13 protein-coding genes and 1 pseudogene are annotated in these 17339 nt (G+C 42.1%); all 14 read right to left on the bottom strand.

The genetic code is table 11. From position 1 onward, the window contains the following. Window position 1 precedes the first annotated feature (1 nt). On the bottom strand, window positions 2-1534 hold the full coding sequence (gene galT, locus PQ578_RS02500; RefSeq protein WP_273832053.1) for a UDP-glucose--hexose-1-phosphate uridylyltransferase: 1533 nt from the start codon (window positions 1532-1534) through the stop codon (window positions 2-4). 25 nt (window positions 1535-1559) lie between these two features. Beyond that, window positions 1560-2738 (bottom strand): galactokinase, encoded by a 1179-nt coding sequence (locus PQ578_RS02495; protein ID WP_273832052.1) that lies wholly within the window; start codon window positions 2736-2738, stop codon window positions 1560-1562. 19 nt (window positions 2739-2757) lie between these two features. Next, window positions 2758-3741 carry a LacI family DNA-binding transcriptional regulator gene (locus PQ578_RS02490; protein WP_273832051.1) on the bottom strand — a complete coding sequence of 328 codons (984 nt, stop codon included), beginning with the start codon at window positions 3739-3741 and terminating at the stop codon, window positions 2758-2760. A gap of 15 nt (window positions 3742-3756) precedes the next feature. Beyond that, window positions 3757-5955 (bottom strand): alpha-galactosidase, encoded by a 2199-nt coding sequence (locus PQ578_RS02485; protein WP_273832050.1) that lies wholly within the window; start codon window positions 5953-5955, stop codon window positions 3757-3759. Between the two features lie 13 nt (window positions 5956-5968). Beyond that, window positions 5969-7687 carry a glycoside hydrolase family 35 protein gene (locus tag PQ578_RS02480; protein ID WP_273832049.1) on the bottom strand — a complete coding sequence of 573 codons (1719 nt, stop codon included), beginning with the start codon at window positions 7685-7687 and terminating at the stop codon, window positions 5969-5971. 12 nt (window positions 7688-7699) lie between these two features. Further along, complete coding sequence (locus tag PQ578_RS02475) at window positions 7700-8491, bottom strand: carbohydrate ABC transporter permease (protein ID WP_048312872.1); 792 nt, start codon at window positions 8489-8491, stop codon at window positions 7700-7702. Window positions 8492-8598: 107 nt separating this feature from the next. Then, a complete protein-coding gene (locus PQ578_RS02470; protein WP_159785293.1) occupies window positions 8599-9450 on the bottom strand; it encodes a carbohydrate ABC transporter permease in 852 nt (283 codons plus the stop codon). 61 nt (window positions 9451-9511) lie between these two features. Continuing rightward, on the bottom strand, window positions 9512-10792 hold the full coding sequence (locus PQ578_RS02465) for an ABC transporter substrate-binding protein (protein WP_273832048.1): 1281 nt from the start codon (window positions 10790-10792) through the stop codon (window positions 9512-9514). A gap of 237 nt (window positions 10793-11029) precedes the next feature. After that, entirely contained in the window at window positions 11030-12319 is a 1290-nt protein-coding gene (locus tag PQ578_RS02460; protein ID WP_273832047.1) for an ABC transporter substrate-binding protein, read from the bottom strand. Window positions 12320-12561: 242 nt separating this feature from the next. Further along, window positions 12562-13119, bottom strand: a complete 558-nt coding sequence (locus PQ578_RS02455; RefSeq protein WP_273832046.1) for a class I SAM-dependent methyltransferase — start codon at window positions 13117-13119, stop codon at window positions 12562-12564. A gap of 149 nt (window positions 13120-13268) precedes the next feature. Next, window positions 13269-14312 carry a UDP-glucose 4-epimerase GalE gene (gene galE / locus PQ578_RS02450; protein ID WP_273832045.1) on the bottom strand — a complete coding sequence of 348 codons (1044 nt, stop codon included), beginning with the start codon at window positions 14310-14312 and terminating at the stop codon, window positions 13269-13271. Window positions 14313-14509: 197 nt separating this feature from the next. After that, window positions 14510-15295 (bottom strand): annotated as a pseudogene (gene tagH / locus PQ578_RS02445) (teichoic acids export ABC transporter ATP-binding subunit TagH); the annotation flags it as partial. A 15-nt stretch (window positions 15296-15310) separates the two neighbouring features. Next, complete coding sequence (locus PQ578_RS02440) at window positions 15311-16114, bottom strand: ABC transporter permease (protein ID WP_098445139.1); 804 nt, start codon at window positions 16112-16114, stop codon at window positions 15311-15313. A 2-nt stretch (window positions 16115-16116) separates the two neighbouring features. Continuing rightward, window positions 16117-17319: a CDP-glycerol glycerophosphotransferase family protein gene (locus PQ578_RS02435; protein ID WP_420541503.1), complete on the bottom strand. Its 1203-nt coding sequence runs from the start codon at window positions 17317-17319 to the stop codon at window positions 16117-16119. Window positions 17320-17339: the final 20 nt, after the last annotated feature.

Below are 17339 nucleotides of genomic sequence, written 5' to 3'. Positions count from 1 at the left end.
CTTATTGATTTAAATGAGTGTTAAGCGCGTCCGTAAATCGGTCAAACGCTTCCTGACCAGATGCGGTTCGTTTGAAGACACCAGCATGACTTAAAATATCTGAGAAGATCAGTCCAATCTCCTCACGCAACCGCCTCTGTACATTGGAAGAATCCAGGTCTGGATATTTTTCAAGAAGGGTATTCGCCCATTCAACATGCTTGTTAATCCGCTCATCACGTTCGATTTGTTTTATCGGATTTTCACCTATGAGAGATTCACCAAGTAAATGTAGTTCTTCTTGTAGCCGACCTGGCAGCACGGCCAGTCCCATCACTTCAATTAAACCGATGTTTTCTTTCTTAATATGATGCACTTCCGCATGTGGATGAAAAAGTCCCATCGGGTGCTCTTTTGTTGTGCGGTTGTTTCGTAGCACAAGATCAAGTTCATAGAAGTCGCCATTCCGACGAGCGATCGGTGTAATCGTGTTATGAGGCTCTTCGTCTGTTAACGCATGAACTTCAGCACGCTTATCGCTATATCCCTTCCAGAACTGAAGAATCGCATCGGCCACTTCACCAAGCTCTTCGCGATCGGTGCTTTGAAGACGTAATACTGACATCGGCCACCTCACAATGCCAGCTTTCACATTCGGATAAGCGGCCAGGAAAACATCTCGCTCCATCTCTGCTTTTGCCATTGGGAAATCATGCTTTCCTCCCTGAAAATGATCATGACTTAAAATCGAACCACCTACGATTGGCAGATCTGCGTTTGAGCCAATAAAATAATGAGGAAACTTCCCAACAAATTCAAGCAGTCGGTCAAACGTGCCGCGCGATATTTTCATTGGTTCATGTTCACCATACAAGACAATCGCATGCTCGTTGTAATACACGTATGGAGAATACTGCAAATACCACTGCTTCTCTTCAAGTGTGACGGGAATCATCCGAAGGTTTTGCCGGGCGGGATGATTGATTCGCCCCGCGTAGCCTACGTTCTCTTTACAAAGCAAGCATTCAGGATAGCCGCTTGACTTCATCGTTTTCGCAGCCGCAATGGCTTTTGGATCTTTCTCTGGTTTGGAAAGGTTAATGGTGATTTCCATCTCTCCATATTCTGTTTTCGTTAGCCATTCCTCATTTTTCGCAATGCGATCCGTACGAATGTAGTGCACATCTTTTGAATAGTGATAAAAGTTAGCCGTTGCTGCTTCAGGGCCATCATGTTTATAAGTGGTTTCGAATTTCTCAATCACGCCTGATGGTCTCTCTGTTAAGCAACCCATGATTTTCGTATCCAACAAATCACGATAAGTCACCGTATTTTCAACGAGTCTTCCGTTTTCATAAGCCCAATCTAACATTTCATCTAAAATTGTAACGGGGCTGTCAGGGATATGCGAAGGAACAACGCTTGGATCGCTCTCTTCAAGTTGTAGCACTTCTAGAATTTGATTACGTACGTATGATAAATCCCACTCATGAATCAGATGCTTATTCAATCCATATTGGAGGAGACGATTAATCTCTTTGTCGATGCTTCTCATGGTTTCTCTCCACTCCTCTCCAGATTTACAGCGCTTCCGAAAGCTGATTGATTTCTCTTGCTCCTGCACCTATTTCCACAACGTAAAATTCAGGTGTTAAGCCCGTTTTCTCTTTATAGGTTTTCGCAACATTTGTTTGAAACGAATTCAAGAACTGATTTTCCACAATGCTAATTGTACAGCCGCCAAATCCTGCTCCTGTCATACGCGAGCCGATGACACCTTCTTCTGCCCAAGCAGCTTCAACTAAAGCATCAAGCTCAATACCCGTTACTTCATAATCATCACGCAAGGAAACGTGCGACTCATTCATTAATTGACCGAATGCGTCATATTCACCAGCTTTTAGCCTTTTGGCTGCTTCAATCGTACGAACGTTTTCATAAACCGCATGCTTCGCTCGTTTCTGATCAATCGGATTTGTAATGTGCTGCTTATTTGCTTCAAATGTTTCAACCGTCAGATCACCAAGTGACTCAATCTGAAGGTGCTCTTGAAGCTGACTCAATGCACGTTCACATTCAGAACGGCGCTCATTGTATTTAGAATCGGCAAGCCCTCTTCGTTTATTCGTATTCGCGATGACAAGAGACGCATTCTCGAGAACAACTGGGCTATAGCTATATTCAAGCGTGTTGCAATCAAGAAGGACAGCCGCATCTTCTTTCCCCATCCCAATTGCAAATTGGTCCATAATCCCACAGTTCACGCCAACAAACTCATTTTCCGCACGCTGACTCATTTTCACCATTTCCACCATCTCAAGATCAAGGTGATTCAGTTCATTTAATAAGACAGCTGTGGCCAATTCGATTGAGGCTGAAGAAGATAACCCTGCGCCGTTAGGAATATTGCCAAAGTAAAGCACGTCAAATCCGCTCACCGCATATCCTGATTCTTTCATAATTGAGACAACGCCTTTTGGATAGTTCGCCCAGTCATCTTTCTCATCATAGATGAGCTCGTTCAGATCGACGGTTATGACGCCCTGATCTTCAAAATTCATGGAATAAAAACGAACTAAGGAATCCTCACGTTTTCTAGCAACTGCATAAGTCCCAATACTAAGCGAGCATGGAAAAACGTGGCCCCCATTATAATCCGTATGTTCGCCAATTAAATTGACACGCCCAGGTGAGAAGAAGCTTCTTATCTCACCACTGTCTCCGAACACCTTTCGAAAATGTGCATTTAGCGATTTCATTTTTTTCACCCGGCCTCGTTTATTTACTGCTTTTTCGCAGTTTCAATTTTGTCGACATCGTTACTTTTTTAGCTACTTTTCTTCTCAGAAGACGCTCCATTAAGAGTCCCACTGCCGTTTCACCCATTAATTCGGTATAAACTTTTACAGTGCTTAAAGCGGGATAAACGTATTTTGAAACGCTAATGTCGTTTACGCCAATTAAGCTAACGCGCTCAGGGACAGCTACTCCATTTTCGTGAAGAGCGCGGAGGCACCCAATCGCCATCGTGTCATTCCCTACAAAGAATGCGGTGGGAAGCTCTTCACCAAGCTCTTCAATTGCTCGATTCATAAGTGAATAGCCGTCATCCACCGTAAAGGAACCCGTAAATACGTAAGACTCATCATCTCGTTCTTTCATATATTGCTTAAACGTGATCTCACGTTCATCCACAATTTCAGCACTAGCATCCCGAAACGTTTCTCTTCCACCAATGTAACCAATTCGCTCATGACCTTTACTCGTAAAATAATCGAGTACTTTTTTTGTTGCCTTTTCAAAGTCAACGACAACGGCATCGTAACGTTCGTTATCTGGATCATAGTCAACAAAAACGATGTTTGGGGTTACTTTATTTAATGAAGCAATTTCTTCACTACTAAACTTACCAACGGCAATCATGCCCTGAATGTTTTCCTTTTCTAGCTCATCATAGTTATCTTTAAAAATCTTCACGAGTTCAAGCCGCTCTTCCTGACAGCGCTGCTCGACTCCAAGTCGAATCGACATATAATAGAGGTCATTCAACTCTTCCTTTTCCGTATACCAGTGTATGATTGCGATCTTCGGTGTAAGTGACTTCTTTCCGCGCTTCTTACTGTAAGAAAGCTCTTCCGCCACTTCAAAAATCCGCTTTTTTGTATCATCTGATACAGATAACGTTTCATCATAATTGAGGACGCGTGAAACGGTCGATGGTGAACATTTCACTTTTTGTGCGATGTCCTTAATCGTTGCCATGGCCATCATCCTTTTTTAGTCTGCTTTTAAGTAAAACACTTTCGATTGAAAGTCACCACCGCGCTCCGCTTGCTCGCCATTCGCTCCGTTAAATTCAATTGGAAGTGGTAGGCCGTGCTGCATCAGTTCATCTCCGAAATACGTCTCTCCGTCAACGTGGTAACCGTAATCTGAAGCTAATCCTCTTAATTTCACAGACTGATTGGTACGTGGATTCGGCGTACTTGATGCTTTATACCAGCCAACAAGCGCTTCTTTTTGATTCGTCGAAACGATCATCCAGGCCGTTTCATTGCTTTCAAACGGACTTTGCAACCGGATAAACTCTCCATCACGAACGAGGTGACGCAGTAACTGATAGCGTTTAATTTGGGTTTTCACAATTTCTTTCTCTTCATCAGAAAGGCTAGAAGGATCCAACTCATATCCAAATGTTCCAAAATACGCAACATCCGCTCGCATAGAAAGAGGTGTTTCTCGAAGCGTTTGGTGATTCGGAACGGCTGAGACATGAGAACCCATACTATAAATCGGATAAGCCATGGATGTGCCGTACTGAATTTTCAACCGCTCCACTGCATCTGTATCATCACTTGCCCACGCTTGTGGTGCATAGTAGAGAAGAGCCGGATCAAAACGCCCACCGCCGCCAGCACACGATTCAAACAATACATTTGGAAACTCTGATGTTAAGCGCTCATAAAGATCATAGACACCTAGAATGTAGCGATGGAAAAACTCACCCTGGTGCTCTAAACCTGCAGAGTAGGCCTCCGTAATGTTTCGATTCATATCCCACTTGATATAATCCAGGTTTGTCGCCTCAATGATCGCCTTCATTCGTTCAAAAATGTAGTCAACCACTTCCGCTCGCGTATAATCAAGCACCCGCTGGTTGCGCCCTAGCGTAACGTGTTCACCAGGAATACCTACTGCCCATTCCGGGTGCTCTCTGAATAAATTGCTATCAGGACTAATCATTTCCGGCTCAAACCATAATCCAAATTGAAGTCCAGTGCCCTTTACTTTTTCAGCAAGAGAAGCAATGCCATCTGGCAACTTTTCTAAGTCAACCGTCCAGTCCCCAAGAGACGAGCGGTCGTTGTTCCTTTTTCCAAACCAACCATCATCAAGAACAAACAGTTCTACTCCCAGTTCTTTTGCTTCCTTCGCAAAATGAAGCAGCTTCTCTTCATTAAAATCAAAATAGGTCGCTTCCCAGTTATTAATCAGGACAGGACGTTCCTTGTTCTTCCACTGCTCGCGAATAAGCTGATGACGATACAGGCGATGGAATGTTTGGCTCATTCCGTTCATCCCTTGCTCTGAATAAGCCATGATCGCTTCAGGGGTTTGGAATGTTTCGCCAGGACTAAGATGCCATTGAAAACCCAATGGATGAATTCCCAGTTGCACTCGCGTCACATCGTAGTGATCGACTTCTGCTTGGGCAAGAAAATTCCCACTGTATACGAACTGAAAACCAAGTACTTCTCCCGTATGCTCTGTCGCATCTGGAGTTTTTAAAGCAAGAAACGGGTTATGGTGATGAGAACTTGCTCCTCGTATGCTCGAAATCGACTGGATTCCTTGCTCTAACTTTCTTGTCTTCACATGACGTTCGCGTGCCCATGTACCTGAGAGGTGCACCATTTCCATATCAGCATGAGGCAAATCAACAGACAGCGACATCATTCGATCAATGGAAATTTCAACATCCGTATTGTTTATCAGGCGAGCATTTCGAGCAATCACCGCTTCATTTTCAAAAATCGTATAGCTAAGTTCGAGCTCTACTTGCTGATACGAATCTTCCAACACAACGAGGAGCGTCTCCGCTTCGCCTGCGTTTGCATACGTTGCCGGCAAATCTTTTAAACGAGGTTTTCCTTTCACCACTTCATGGGATTTGTAAACAAAATTCGCAATCGGCTTCTGGCCGGATACCATAAAGGCAGGTTCTCTAAAATCCCCTTTTCCATAGACAGGATACTCCTGTTGAATCGTTTCAAGCGAAAAAGCTGCATCGTCTTCATACGTATGACAGCTAGCCGGTGTTGGGTTGTTTGTTCTCTGAAAATGACGATAATCGCGCTCACGAAGCGCTTTTCCGAAATACAAATGACCTAACTGCCCATTTTTTATAACGTGAAAGATATAGCTTATTTTTCCATTTGTAAGATGAAACTGCTGTTGATTAACGAGAATGCTCATTGCCATCGATCCTTTATCCGAGTTTAGGTTCGTTCATTAATGTAACGCTACTTGCCGTATGTCCCTCTAATTCGAGAACAACAAGTTCATTTTCACCTTCGTTTAAAAGGGGTCCTGGCAAGTAGAGACGCTCCTGTGGTCCCATCGTCTGCCAGTAGCGACCAAGATTAAATCCGTTAATATACACATTGCCTTTTGTAAATCCTTCCAAATCAACAAATGTATCATAGCATTGATCAACCGTGAATGTGCCCTTCAGATATTTAGGATAACGCTCGCCTTCTGTGTACGTCTTAGGAAGGCGATCGCCTTCAATCTTCATCATTTCCCAGTCGAACCAATATTGATTATTTAACCAGAGGTTCTGCACAATCCCTTTCTGATCAGACAAGTGCTTGCCGTAATTCACTCGACCCAGGTTTTCAACAAGAATTTCAAATGTGTTTTCCTCATTTGGGAAAGGAATCATCACTGATTTTGTCTCATCATTTACGGAAACTGTTGCTTCATGTTTTCCATTTACATAAATAAATGCTCGATCACGAATTGGCGTTGTATCAAGCTCTAATGTTCCCGTCTCATGAACCGTCGTACGATAAAGCGTATACCCAAAGTTCTGGTCAAGCTTTTCCATGCTAAGTGGCGTCACATACTCTACTTTCGTTCCTACATCTTGAAGGACGTCGAATAGGCTGACACTCTCCGTTAACTGCACTTCACCATAACTTTTCGTCTCAACTTTCGAAACACCTTCAACCGAAACGTCCGCTACGCTTTTCAACACATCCGCCATAGCGTTATATTTGTCTGTGACATCTCCCCATTCTGTTAGAAGAGAATCATAGTCATAGCTCGTAATCGTTGGGGCGTATTTCTCATAATGATTGGCGCCATTATAGAAACCAAAGTTCGTTCCTCCGTGGAACATATAGAAATTAACCGATGCTCCCATATCCATCAGTTTCCGGAAAACCTCAGCTGCTTCCTTCGCATCACGTGTATGATGTTCGCCGCTCCAATGATCAAACCAACCGATCCAGAATTCCGCCACCATTTTAGGTGAATCAGGTTTCATGGACTCAAGAGCTGCAAACGCTTCTTCTGGTCTTGATCCGAAATTGAGCGTCGTCACGACATTCTCCATTGAACCTTGCTTAATGAAATCTGGTCCGTCTGAAGTGAAGTAAAACGTATCAATGCCATGCTTCTCATATTGTTCTTTATGGAATGCAAGGTAGTTTTGATCATTGCCATAGGCCCCATATTCATTTTCAATTTGAAACGCGATGACCGGACCTCCATTTTTTTGTAAAAATGGCTTCAGTCGCGGAAGAAGTTCATTGAAATAATCTTCTACGTGGTTTAGAAAAGCAGGATGACTACAGCGAAGTGCCATATCATCCTGTTTTAGTAACCATGAAGGGAGACCCCCCATTTCCCACTCGGCGCAAATATAAGGAGACGGCCTTAGAATGACGTAAAGTCCAATTTCCTCTGCTTCAGCTATGAACCGCTCCACGTCAGCCATTCCTTCAAAATGAAACTGACCTTTCTTCGGTTCATGAAAGTTCCATGGAATATACGTTTCGACAGTATTCAACCCGAGGGCCTTCAGCTTTTGAAGGCGATCTCTCCAATACTCAGGGACAACCCTGAAGTAATGGAGACCTCCTGAAAGGATTTGAAACGGTTCGTCGTTTAGGTAAAATTGGTTCTTTCTCGCTTCCAGCATAACAGCTTCCTCCTATTTCAAGGCGCTTCCGAGCATACCTGAAATGAATTGTTTTTGTAGAGTTAAGAAGAATGCAATGATCGGAACAGTTGCTAACGTAACACCCATCATCACTTGACCGTAGTCGATATAAGAGAGTCCCATTAAGCTAGAAAGCGCAACAGGGAATGTGTACATGTCGTTCGTGTTCAACACAACGAGCGGCCACATAAAGTTGTTCCACTGCGTCATGAATAGGAAGATTGATGCAGCTGCTAGAGCTGGTCGCATGGACGGAATCACGATTGAAATGAAGATGCGTGTTTCGCTCGCACCGTCAAGACGCGCTGACTCCATTAACTCTGTTGGGAACGCCAGGAAGTTCTGTCTTAATAAGAAAATCGCAAATGGGAAACAAAGTTGCGGTGCAATAACCGCGAAGTAGGTGTTTAATAGATTAAAGTCAGACATCATTTGGAACAAAGGAATCAATGTTGCCTGGTAAGGAATCATCATGGAAAGCAAGAATGCGGTAAAGATGAATTTTTTCCCTTTGAAATTGTACTTTGCTAGAACGTAGGCTGCGCTGGCACAGACGGCAAGAGCAATGACTACATAAAGTCCTGAGACAAATAGTGAGTTAAATAGAACTCTGAATATACCAATCGATTCATTTAAGTTCGTTAAATTCGTCATAAACTGATCACCAGGTAAAAGCGTTGGCGGGTTCGTAAACATTTTACTAGAGTCATTCGTTGCCCCGATAAACATCCAATAGAACGGGAAGATCGAAACAACTAGGAAAATACTAAGAAGCGTGTACATCCAAACGGCTTTTAGCTTATTCTTCTTTTTCTTCGGTTTCTTTTGTTGCCTTTCAGCAAGGGTGAGTTTATTTGTCGACTGTTCAATTACCTCTAGGTTCTTAGCCATTAATCATCACCTGCTATCTTGAATTGGATAATGGAGAGAATACCTACCATGACAACAACCGCGTATGCAATGGCGGAAGCATAGCCAAAGTCAAAGTATTCGAATCCACTTTGATAAATATAAAGTCCAAGGGTCATCGTTGAATCTGCTGGTCCACCACCAGTTAAGTTGAACGGTTCATCAAAAAGTTGAAGCGTTCCAATTGTGGATAGGATACCGGCAAAAAGAATAACGGGTTTGAGTTGTGGAACGGTAATATAGAAAAATTGCTTAAACTTATTGGCGCCATCAAGAGAAGCCGCTTCGTATAAATCTTCTGGAATGTTTTGAAGCGCAGCAAGGAAAATAACCATGTTATATCCCGTCCATCTCCACGTCATGGCGATAATGATCGAAGCTTTCGCCCAAAATGGGTCAGATAACCAAGGAATCGCAGTGATTCCAATGTAGCTTAATGCCGTGTTAATAATTCCCTCTTCTTGAAGCATGATCGAAAACAAGATCGAGTAGGCTACAAGCGACGTGACAGCCGGTAGAAAGAAGGACACGCGGAAAAATCCTTTTAGCTTTAACAGCTGGTTGTTCAATACATTGGCTAGTACCATTGCAAGAATGATCATAACTGGGACTTGAACAACAAAGATAATGAATGTGTTCTGCATCGCCGTCCAGAAAATATCATCGTTCCAGAGACGCGTATAGTTTTTCAATCCTGCAAAAACGTATTCTCCACCCACTCGTTCCTGAAAACTAAGAACGAAGGACGCGATAATCGGATAGACGGTAAATGCTAGGAAAAGCAGAATGGCCGGAGCTGCGAATAAATATGGAAAACGTTTCGCTCGATTCATGAATATCCCACCTTAGCATGACAGGGGTTGAAATGAATCAACCCCTGATGATTTCTGTAGCTTATTGAATACGGTTTTTCAAACGATCTTCTGAAGCTTTTAACGCTTCTTCAATTCCTTTGCCATTTGCGATTTCAGACTGTGCTTTCACAGCTTCATCTTTTGCTACGGCATAGTCTCCTGTGTAGTTAACAGCAGGAATGCTATCCATTTCGTCAGCAAGTAGACTCCAGATTGGCTGATTGTTAAAGAACTCAACTTCTTTTGTAAATGCTTCGTTATCGTAGATTGTGTTCAATGAAGGGAACAGGCCGCCTTCCATTGCTGATAATTGAACGTCTTTATTAGTAGAGAAGAATTCCATAAAGTCATAAGCAAGATCCGCATTGTTACTCGCACTAGGAATCATGTAGTTACTTCCTCCAAGGTTAGAGGCACGGTTTCCACCTTCTTCAAATGCTGGAAGCTCAATTAATCCCCATTTACCTGAAGTATCTTTGCCCTGTTGTGTAATGGATCCGTATAACCATGCACCTGATGGAGCTGTTGCCACATCGCCGCTCGTCATCGCACTGATCCATGCGTCCCAACCAACTGTTTCTTTGACAAGACCTTCTTCATTAAGCGTCTGTTGGACTTTCATTGCCTTCTTTGATTCTTCAGAAGTTAGAGCTACGTTCTTCTCATCATCAAAGTAGAATGTTCCCTGCTGATTGAGCATCATGCGGTAAAGACCGTCATCTCCGTTTAAGTCCAAACCAATCATGGCTTTATCTGTTTTTTCTTTAATGGTTTTACCAGCTTCGATGTAGTCATCCCACGTTTTAATATCTTCCGCGTTTACACCAGCTTCTTCAAAAATATCAGTGCGGTAGAATACGCCAGTTGGTCCACCGTCAAACGGGAAGCCGTACATTGCGCCATCTTTTGAAACAAGCTCAGTTTTATAAGACGGGAAGCTATCTTTCATTTCATCAAAGCCTTTATCGGAAACGTTTACAAAAGCGTCCGGAAAAGCACTCATATACCCTTGAACGCGATCATCTTCGACAAGAACGATATCGGGTAAACCTTTACCTCCTGCTTGAAGACCCGTTGTAAGTTTCGAGTAAACATCATCAGTACCCATTTCAACAACTTCAAGTTCAAAATCCGGGTTTTCTTCTTTAAATTTCTCGGCCGCTTTTTCAAGCACCGGTACGTTAATATTCCAAGCCCAAGCTGTTACTTTATTGCTATCACCTGAACCTTCGTCCTCGCTTCCGCCATTCCCACACGCCGCAAGAAACAGACTTAACACAAGCATCATACTTATACTAACTAGACCCGTTACCTTCTTCATCGACTACCCCTCCAATTTATTACTGAAAACTTCCAAAATTCATAATGAAAGCGTCTACACTTATTAGAATAGTCGATGAGGTAAACAGAGTCAAGTAAATGTTTACTAAAAGTTTACTATAATATTTACCTGCCAATTAATGGAGGTTTATACAAAGAAGAAAGTGTCCATCGGTGACGGACACTTTCTTGCTTTTGTCTTTATGGGGGGTCAGGTTCGAACCTGACCCCCGCACCATTATTGAATGCGATTCTTCAATCGATCTTCCGCTGCTTTATACGCCTCTTCAATCGATTTTTTGTCGTTCATCACTTCAGATTGCGCTTTAATGGACTCATCGCTTGCAAGCGCATAGTTACCTGTATAGTTCACAGATGGAATGTCATTCATTTCACTTGCAAACAACTCCCAAATTGGTTGATTGTTAAAGAATTCCACTTCTTTCGTGAAAGCTTCACTTTCATAAATTGTGTTCAATGTTGGGAACAAACCGTTATCCATCGCCGTTAACTGAACGTCTTCACTTGTTGTAAAGAATTCCATGAAATCATACGCCATATCCTGGTTTTTACTTGCACTTGTAATCACGTAGTTACTACCACCAAGGTTTGCTGCACGGTTACCGTCCTCTTCAAATGCAGGAAGCTTAAACACACCCCAGTTACCTTCTGTGTCTTTCGCCTGTTGTGTAATTGACCCACTTAACCATGCGCCAGATGGAGCTGTTGCCACATCGCCTTGAGCCATAGCACTAATCCAGGCATCCCAGCCAACTGTATCTTTCACCAGGCCTTCTTCTTTCATCATTTTTACTTTCTCTGCGGCCATTTTTGATTCTTCAGAAGTAAAATTCACATTCTTCTCATCATCAAAATAGAACGTTCCTTGCTGCGTCATCATCATACGATAAAGACCGTCATCACCATTCAAATCAAGTCCAAGCATCGCTTTTCCAGTCGCTTCTTTGATTTTTTTACCAGCATCAATAAAGTCATCCCACGTCTGAATATCGTCAGGATTTACACCAGCTTCTTCAAAATAATCAGTGCGGTAAAAAACGCCTGTTGGCCCACCGTCAAATGGGAAACCATACATCGCTCCGTCTTTTGATAGAAGGTCTGTTTTATAAGTAGGAAAGCTCTCTTTGCTATCATCAAATCCCTTATCCGATACATTTACAAATGCATCAGGGAATGTTTCCATATAACCCTGGATCCGATCATCCTCTACAAGGACGATATCCGGTAATCCTTTTCCTCCAGCTTGGAGACCAGTCGTTAATTTCGAGTAAACGTCTTCACGACCAAGTTCCACTACTTCTAACTCAAAATCCGGGTTTTCTTCTTTAAACTTCTCAGCCGCTTCTTCAAGAACCGGAACGTTAATGTTCCATGCCCATGCAGTGACTTTCTTTCCACTACTCTCTCCATCACCTGATTCTTCACTCGAGCTATTGTTACTAGAACAAGCACCGAGAACCAACATAAGAATCAATAAAATACTTACTCGACCCATTACCTTTCTCACCTTAACCCCTCCTGTTTGTTTACTAAACAATACCGAAAAAGAAAATGAAAGCGTATTCATATTTTTAGATTAAGGTACAAAGGCCTAATAGTCAAGTAAATATTTACTGATAAATTTACTTTTACACCAAAAACTCTACCTCTATAAAATAGTTAAGTAGAGTGTTTTCATAGAAGGACAATTGTCTTTGAAGGGGGTCAGGTTCGAACCTGACCCCCTCAAAGACCACCCATCTCAATCCACTACACTACCGCCGTTACCCCATAAACAGCCTCATGAAAATAATGAACCTCAGGCTTAAGACCATTTTCTTCGAAGATCTCCTTCATCTTATGTGAAGAAATCCGCTCATGAAGGGGAGGGCCCATTTCCATTTCAATGGCTTCCCATTCGAGCACGAGTATTTTGTTTCCCGGCTTAACAATTCGCTTAAATTCTTGAAAAGCTTTCTTGAGGTCAGGTACTTCATGAATGACAAAAGCAGCAACAGCTTTATCCGCTACTTGATCAGCCAGGTTAATTTGTTCAAGACTACTGACAATGTAATCGATATTCTCCACTTCTATCGCACGTTTTTTAAGAAGATCTAACATCTGCTTCTCAATATCAACCGCATAGACCTTTTCAGCCACTTCCGCTAGAGGTAAGGTGAAATACCCATTCCCCGCACCAAAATCAGCTACATGATCGGTCGTCGTTACTTCAAGATGAGCTATAACTTGTTCAGGTGAAATGATTTCCTTTCGCTTCGGATCAAGAAGTCGATCCGCCTTTCCCGGTTTGAATCGTTTCCCGGCCATGGTGAAAACCTCCTTAGAATTTCTTCATATCGTTGAATACCACTATAGGTATTATAACAAGAATGCTTCATCCACACACAAAAGCCCGCTCTATGAAAGAGCGAGCTTTACAGTGTCCTTTATATAGGGACAGTTGTTTGTGTTAGGGGTCAGGTTCGAACCTGACCCCCTCGACGACGCCCCTCTTTATACCCATCTGGATTCTCCGACTGCCAGCGCCACGTGTCGCGGCACATTTCTTCAATGCCTTTCGCTGCTTTCCAGCCTAGCTCTTTTTCAGCTTTCGTGGGATCGGCGTAGCATTCTCCGATATCACCAGGACGGCGTGGTGCAATCGAATACTTCACTTCTTTTCCTGTTGCTTCTTCAAAAGCCTTTACCATTTGAAGTACACTATAGCCATTACCCGTCCCAAGGTTATACGCCTCAACACCCGTCGTACCTAGAATATGCTCAAGAGCTTTTAGATGGCCATTCGCTAAATCTTCAACATGAATGTAATCACGTACACCCGTACCGTCAGCTGTGTCATAATCATCACCAAACACGCTAAGCTGTTCAAGCTTCCCGACAGCTACCTGACTAATATATGGCATCAAGTTGTTAGGAATCCCGTTCGGATCTTCTCCAATTCGCCCGCTGATGTGAGCCCCGATTGGATTGAAATAGCGAAGTAGAGCAATGCTCCAGTTTGAATCTGCCACGTGAAGATCACGAAGAATTTGTTCAATCATAAGCTTCGTTTGACCATAAGGATTCGTCGCACTTAGGGGCGCCTCTTCTGTAATCGGCATCACGTCTGGCATCCCATATACAGTGGCCGAAGAGCTGAAGACAATATTCCTTACGTTGTATTTCTCCATCACTTCACATAGAACGAACGTCCCTGTTAAGTTATTGTGATAATAATGAAGCGGCATGGAAACGGATTCACCGACCGCTTTCAAGCCTGCAAAATGAATAACCGCTTCAATCTCATTTTCTTCAAATACCTTTTCTAACGAAGCACGATCAAGGAGATCTACCTCATATATATCAAAATCTCTCTCTGTTAATTCTTTCACACGATCAAGCGACTCCATCTTACTATTCGAAAAGTTATCAACGACAACAATATCAGAACCGTGATCAAGTAACTGCACACACGTATGACTTCCAATGTAGCCAGCACCGCCTGTTACTAAAATAGCCATTCTTTCTCCCCCACTTCTTGTGATGTCACCAAAAAATTCCTTCTCATCATATCACATTCATTCCCGTAAATTCATCGCAAATAATGAAAAAATCGCTCTCTACTGAGAGCGATTCGGTTAAAGAAGAAAGCAAATTACCTAAACAAGAGCCTGGACTTCTTTCGTTTCCCTTTTTCTTCTGAATCAGCAGCTAAAAGACCTTCCTGCTTCTTCATTCCTTCTTCTTTAAAACGGCGTTTTTCTTCCTTTGACCACGATTTGTATTCTTTAATAAAGGCTTCATACTTCGGCATGATATCCTTCATCGGTCCATACTCACGGATCGTACCATGTTCAAGCCAGATTGCTTTATTACAAAACTTCTTCATCTGGCCGTTCGAGTGACTAACGAAGAAAATCGTCTTGCCTCTTTCTTTAAACTCTTCCATCTTCACAAGGCATTTATCGGCAAATGTTTTATCACCAACTGAAAGTGCCTCATCGACAATCAGAACATCCGGATCTACGCTAATTGAAATCGAAAATCCGAGACGCGACTTCATACCGCTTGAATATTTCTTAACAGGCATATCAATAAATTTACCAATATCGGCAAACTCAATAATATCAGGCTTCATTTTTTCAATTACGTCCTTTTTATAGCCCATCATAAGAAGCTTTAACTCAATATTCTCACGACCTGTTAATTCTTTATTTAATCCAGCAGAAACGGCGATTAGAGAGACATCACCTTTAACGTCAATTTCCCCGCTCGTTGGTGGAGTAATGTTGGCAACAAGATTCGAGAACGTTGATTTCCCTGATCCGTTAACCCCAATAATACCAACAACGTCGCCTTCTCCTGCTTCAAAAGTTAAGTCACGAATCGCGTAAAAATCCTCACCGTAACCTCCAGGAAGAAGGATGTCCTTCAGCTTATCGGAGTTCTGCCTGTGCATTTTATATTTTTTCGTAATCCCATTTAATTTAACTGAATAGCTCATAAACGACAGTCCTTATTAAATATAGTCTACGAAATGACTCTTGAACTTCATATGCAGGTAGGAACCAATCATCAATAACAGCACAACAACCACCCAATAATAAAGTGTGTATTGAAGCGTCTGATGAACCCAGCCCATGCCGAGAAGTGCATCTCTGTAGCCTTCCACTATATAGTATAGCGGATTAAGTTTCATCCCAACCTGGATAAATCCAGGTAAATCATCAATTGTCCAAAGAATCGGTGTTAAATAAAGAAACATTCGTATAAATGACTGAAGCATTTTGTGTACATCTCTTACAATTGTCGATAATGTTGACGTAATAAGAGAGATCGCAAAGATTAAAATAATTAATGAAAACATGTAATAAGGCAATTGAATTAAGTGCCACGATAAACCCTGACCGGTTAATAACACGGCTGCAAAATAAATACCGAGAAGAATCAAGTGCTGGTAAAAGACCGACATGATCACAAAACTCGGAATAGTACTCATAGGGAAGTTCATCTTCGATACCATCGAAATCCTGGTATAAATCGATTTTGACCCTTGAATAACAGCTGGATTAAAGAAGAACCAAACTACAAGACCAGCAGACATCCATAGCACAAAGGGGACACCGTCGACAGGATTACCATTACGGATCCCAAATCCAAATACAAACCAGTAAATACTCATTTGAAACAGAGGATTCAGAATTTCCCAGACCATACCAAGATAGTTGTTGCTATTTGTACTTTTCACTTGATAAACCGAAAGTCGATTTATTAAGTAAAAGTTACTTACTTGTTCTTTTAAAACTGCAATCATCGAATTCATGCTTATTTTGCCTCACTAACAAAAATTTGGTCAACAACCTTTTTGGTAGCAGATCCTCCTTCGAGGTAACAATACGTCTGATAGAAATCGTTATACTTCTCCTCGAATGCGCCAAAACCCTCATTTTCAAACGTTTGAATGGCCTTCAACACTTCTGCGGTTGTTGTCACTACAGGACCGGGTGCTTCAACTTCTAAATCAAAGTAGAAGCCACGCAATTTGTCTCGATATGAAGCGAGATCGTAGGTGAAGAAAATGATCGGTCTCCTTAAATTCGCATAATCGAAAAAGACAGAAGAATAATCCGTAATCAAAACGTCGGACATCAAGTAAAGATCGTTTACGTCGACACCTACAGATAAATCATAGACAAATCCCTCATATGGAGAAAGGTCAAATTGCTCAGCAATCAAGTAGTGCATCCTTAACACAATAACATAATCATCGCCGATTTCGCGTCTTAACATATCTAAATCTAATTTTAGCTCATGTTTGTATTTGCCCGGCTGATAGAACTCATCATCTCGCCAAGTCGGTGCATAAAGCACCACTTTTTTATGCGTTGGAATGCTGTACTCCGCTTTTAATGCGACAATTCCGTTTTCATCATTTTCAAGATGCAGGCGATCATTACGGGGATAACCCGATTCAATCATGTTTTTCTTAAAACCAAATGCTCGCTCAAAAATTTCTGTTGAGTAACGGTTAGGTGAAATAAGATAATCCCACTTCGCAGCTTCCTTATAGAAATTATCTTTATAAGAAAGCGTATTTGTCCCAGGCATGTGGACCTCGTCCATATCTCCAGCAAGCTTCTTAAGCGGCGTTCCATGCCACGTTTGCACGTAAACGGTGTGCGATGGCTTTGGAATCCAAAGGGACATTCGACTATTCGTTACCCAATAACGAGCACGAGCCATCAGGTAAAACCACTTTAGTGAAAAACGCCTTACAGTAGGTATACCCTTTTTGCGGAATAAATCAGCATGTGACTCTTCAACGCTCCAAATCATTTCAAGGTTATAATTGTGCTCGACAAGATATTCGTAGATTGCTCTTGGATTACAGCTATACTGTTTTCCAGAAAAGCTTTCGAATATCACGAGTCGCTTATTTGCAGGAAACCGACCTAATGCCACGAAAAGAAGTCGACTAAATGCCTTCATCAATGGATATATTTTCATCATCTTTAATAGCTTTTTCATGAAATGGACACCTTACTCCC

The organism is Guptibacillus sedimenti, assembly GCF_028610665.1.
In the GTDB taxonomy this organism is placed as follows: domain Bacteria; phylum Bacillota; class Bacilli; order Bacillales; family Guptibacillaceae; genus Guptibacillus; species Guptibacillus sedimenti.
The sequence above is the reverse complement of the archived record's forward strand: the minus strand, read 5'-3'. Positions and strand labels throughout refer to the sequence as shown.

Excerpts from the sequence above, each read along its gene's own strand:
- galT (WP_273832053.1), bottom strand. The coding sequence starts at position 1,534 with ATGAGAAGCATCGACAAAGAGATTAATCGTCTCCTCCAATATGGATTG.
- PQ578_RS02495 (WP_273832052.1), bottom strand. The coding sequence starts at position 2,738 with ATGAAATCGCTAAATGCACATTTTCGAAAGGTGTTCGGAGACAGTGGT.
- PQ578_RS02490 (WP_273832051.1), bottom strand. The coding sequence starts at position 3,741 with ATGGCAACGATTAAGGACATCGCACAAAAAGTGAAATGTTCACCATCG.
- PQ578_RS02485 (WP_273832050.1), bottom strand. The coding sequence starts at position 5,955 with ATGAGCATTCTCGTTAATCAACAGCAGTTTCATCTTACAAATGGAAAA.
- PQ578_RS02480 (WP_273832049.1), bottom strand. The coding sequence starts at position 7,687 with ATGCTGGAAGCGAGAAAGAACCAATTTTACCTAAACGACGAACCGTTT.
- PQ578_RS02475 (WP_048312872.1), bottom strand. The coding sequence starts at position 8,491 with ATGTACACGCTTCTTAGTATTTTCCTAGTTGTTTCGATCTTCCCGTTC.
- PQ578_RS02470 (WP_159785293.1), bottom strand. The coding sequence starts at position 9,450 with ATGAATCGAGCGAAACGTTTTCCATATTTATTCGCAGCTCCGGCCATT.
- PQ578_RS02465 (WP_273832048.1), bottom strand. The coding sequence starts at position 10,792 with ATGAAGAAGGTAACGGGTCTAGTTAGTATAAGTATGATGCTTGTGTTA.
- PQ578_RS02455 (WP_273832046.1), bottom strand. The coding sequence starts at position 13,119 with ATGGCCGGGAAACGATTCAAACCGGGAAAGGCGGATCGACTTCTTGAT.
- galE (WP_273832045.1), bottom strand. The coding sequence starts at position 14,312 with ATGGCTATTTTAGTAACAGGCGGTGCTGGCTACATTGGAAGTCATACG.
- PQ578_RS02440 (WP_098445139.1), bottom strand. The coding sequence starts at position 16,114 with ATGAATTCGATGATTGCAGTTTTAAAAGAACAAGTAAGTAACTTTTAC.
- PQ578_RS02435 (WP_420541503.1), bottom strand. The coding sequence starts at position 17,319 with ATGAAAAAGCTATTAAAGATGATGAAAATATATCCATTGATGAAGGCA.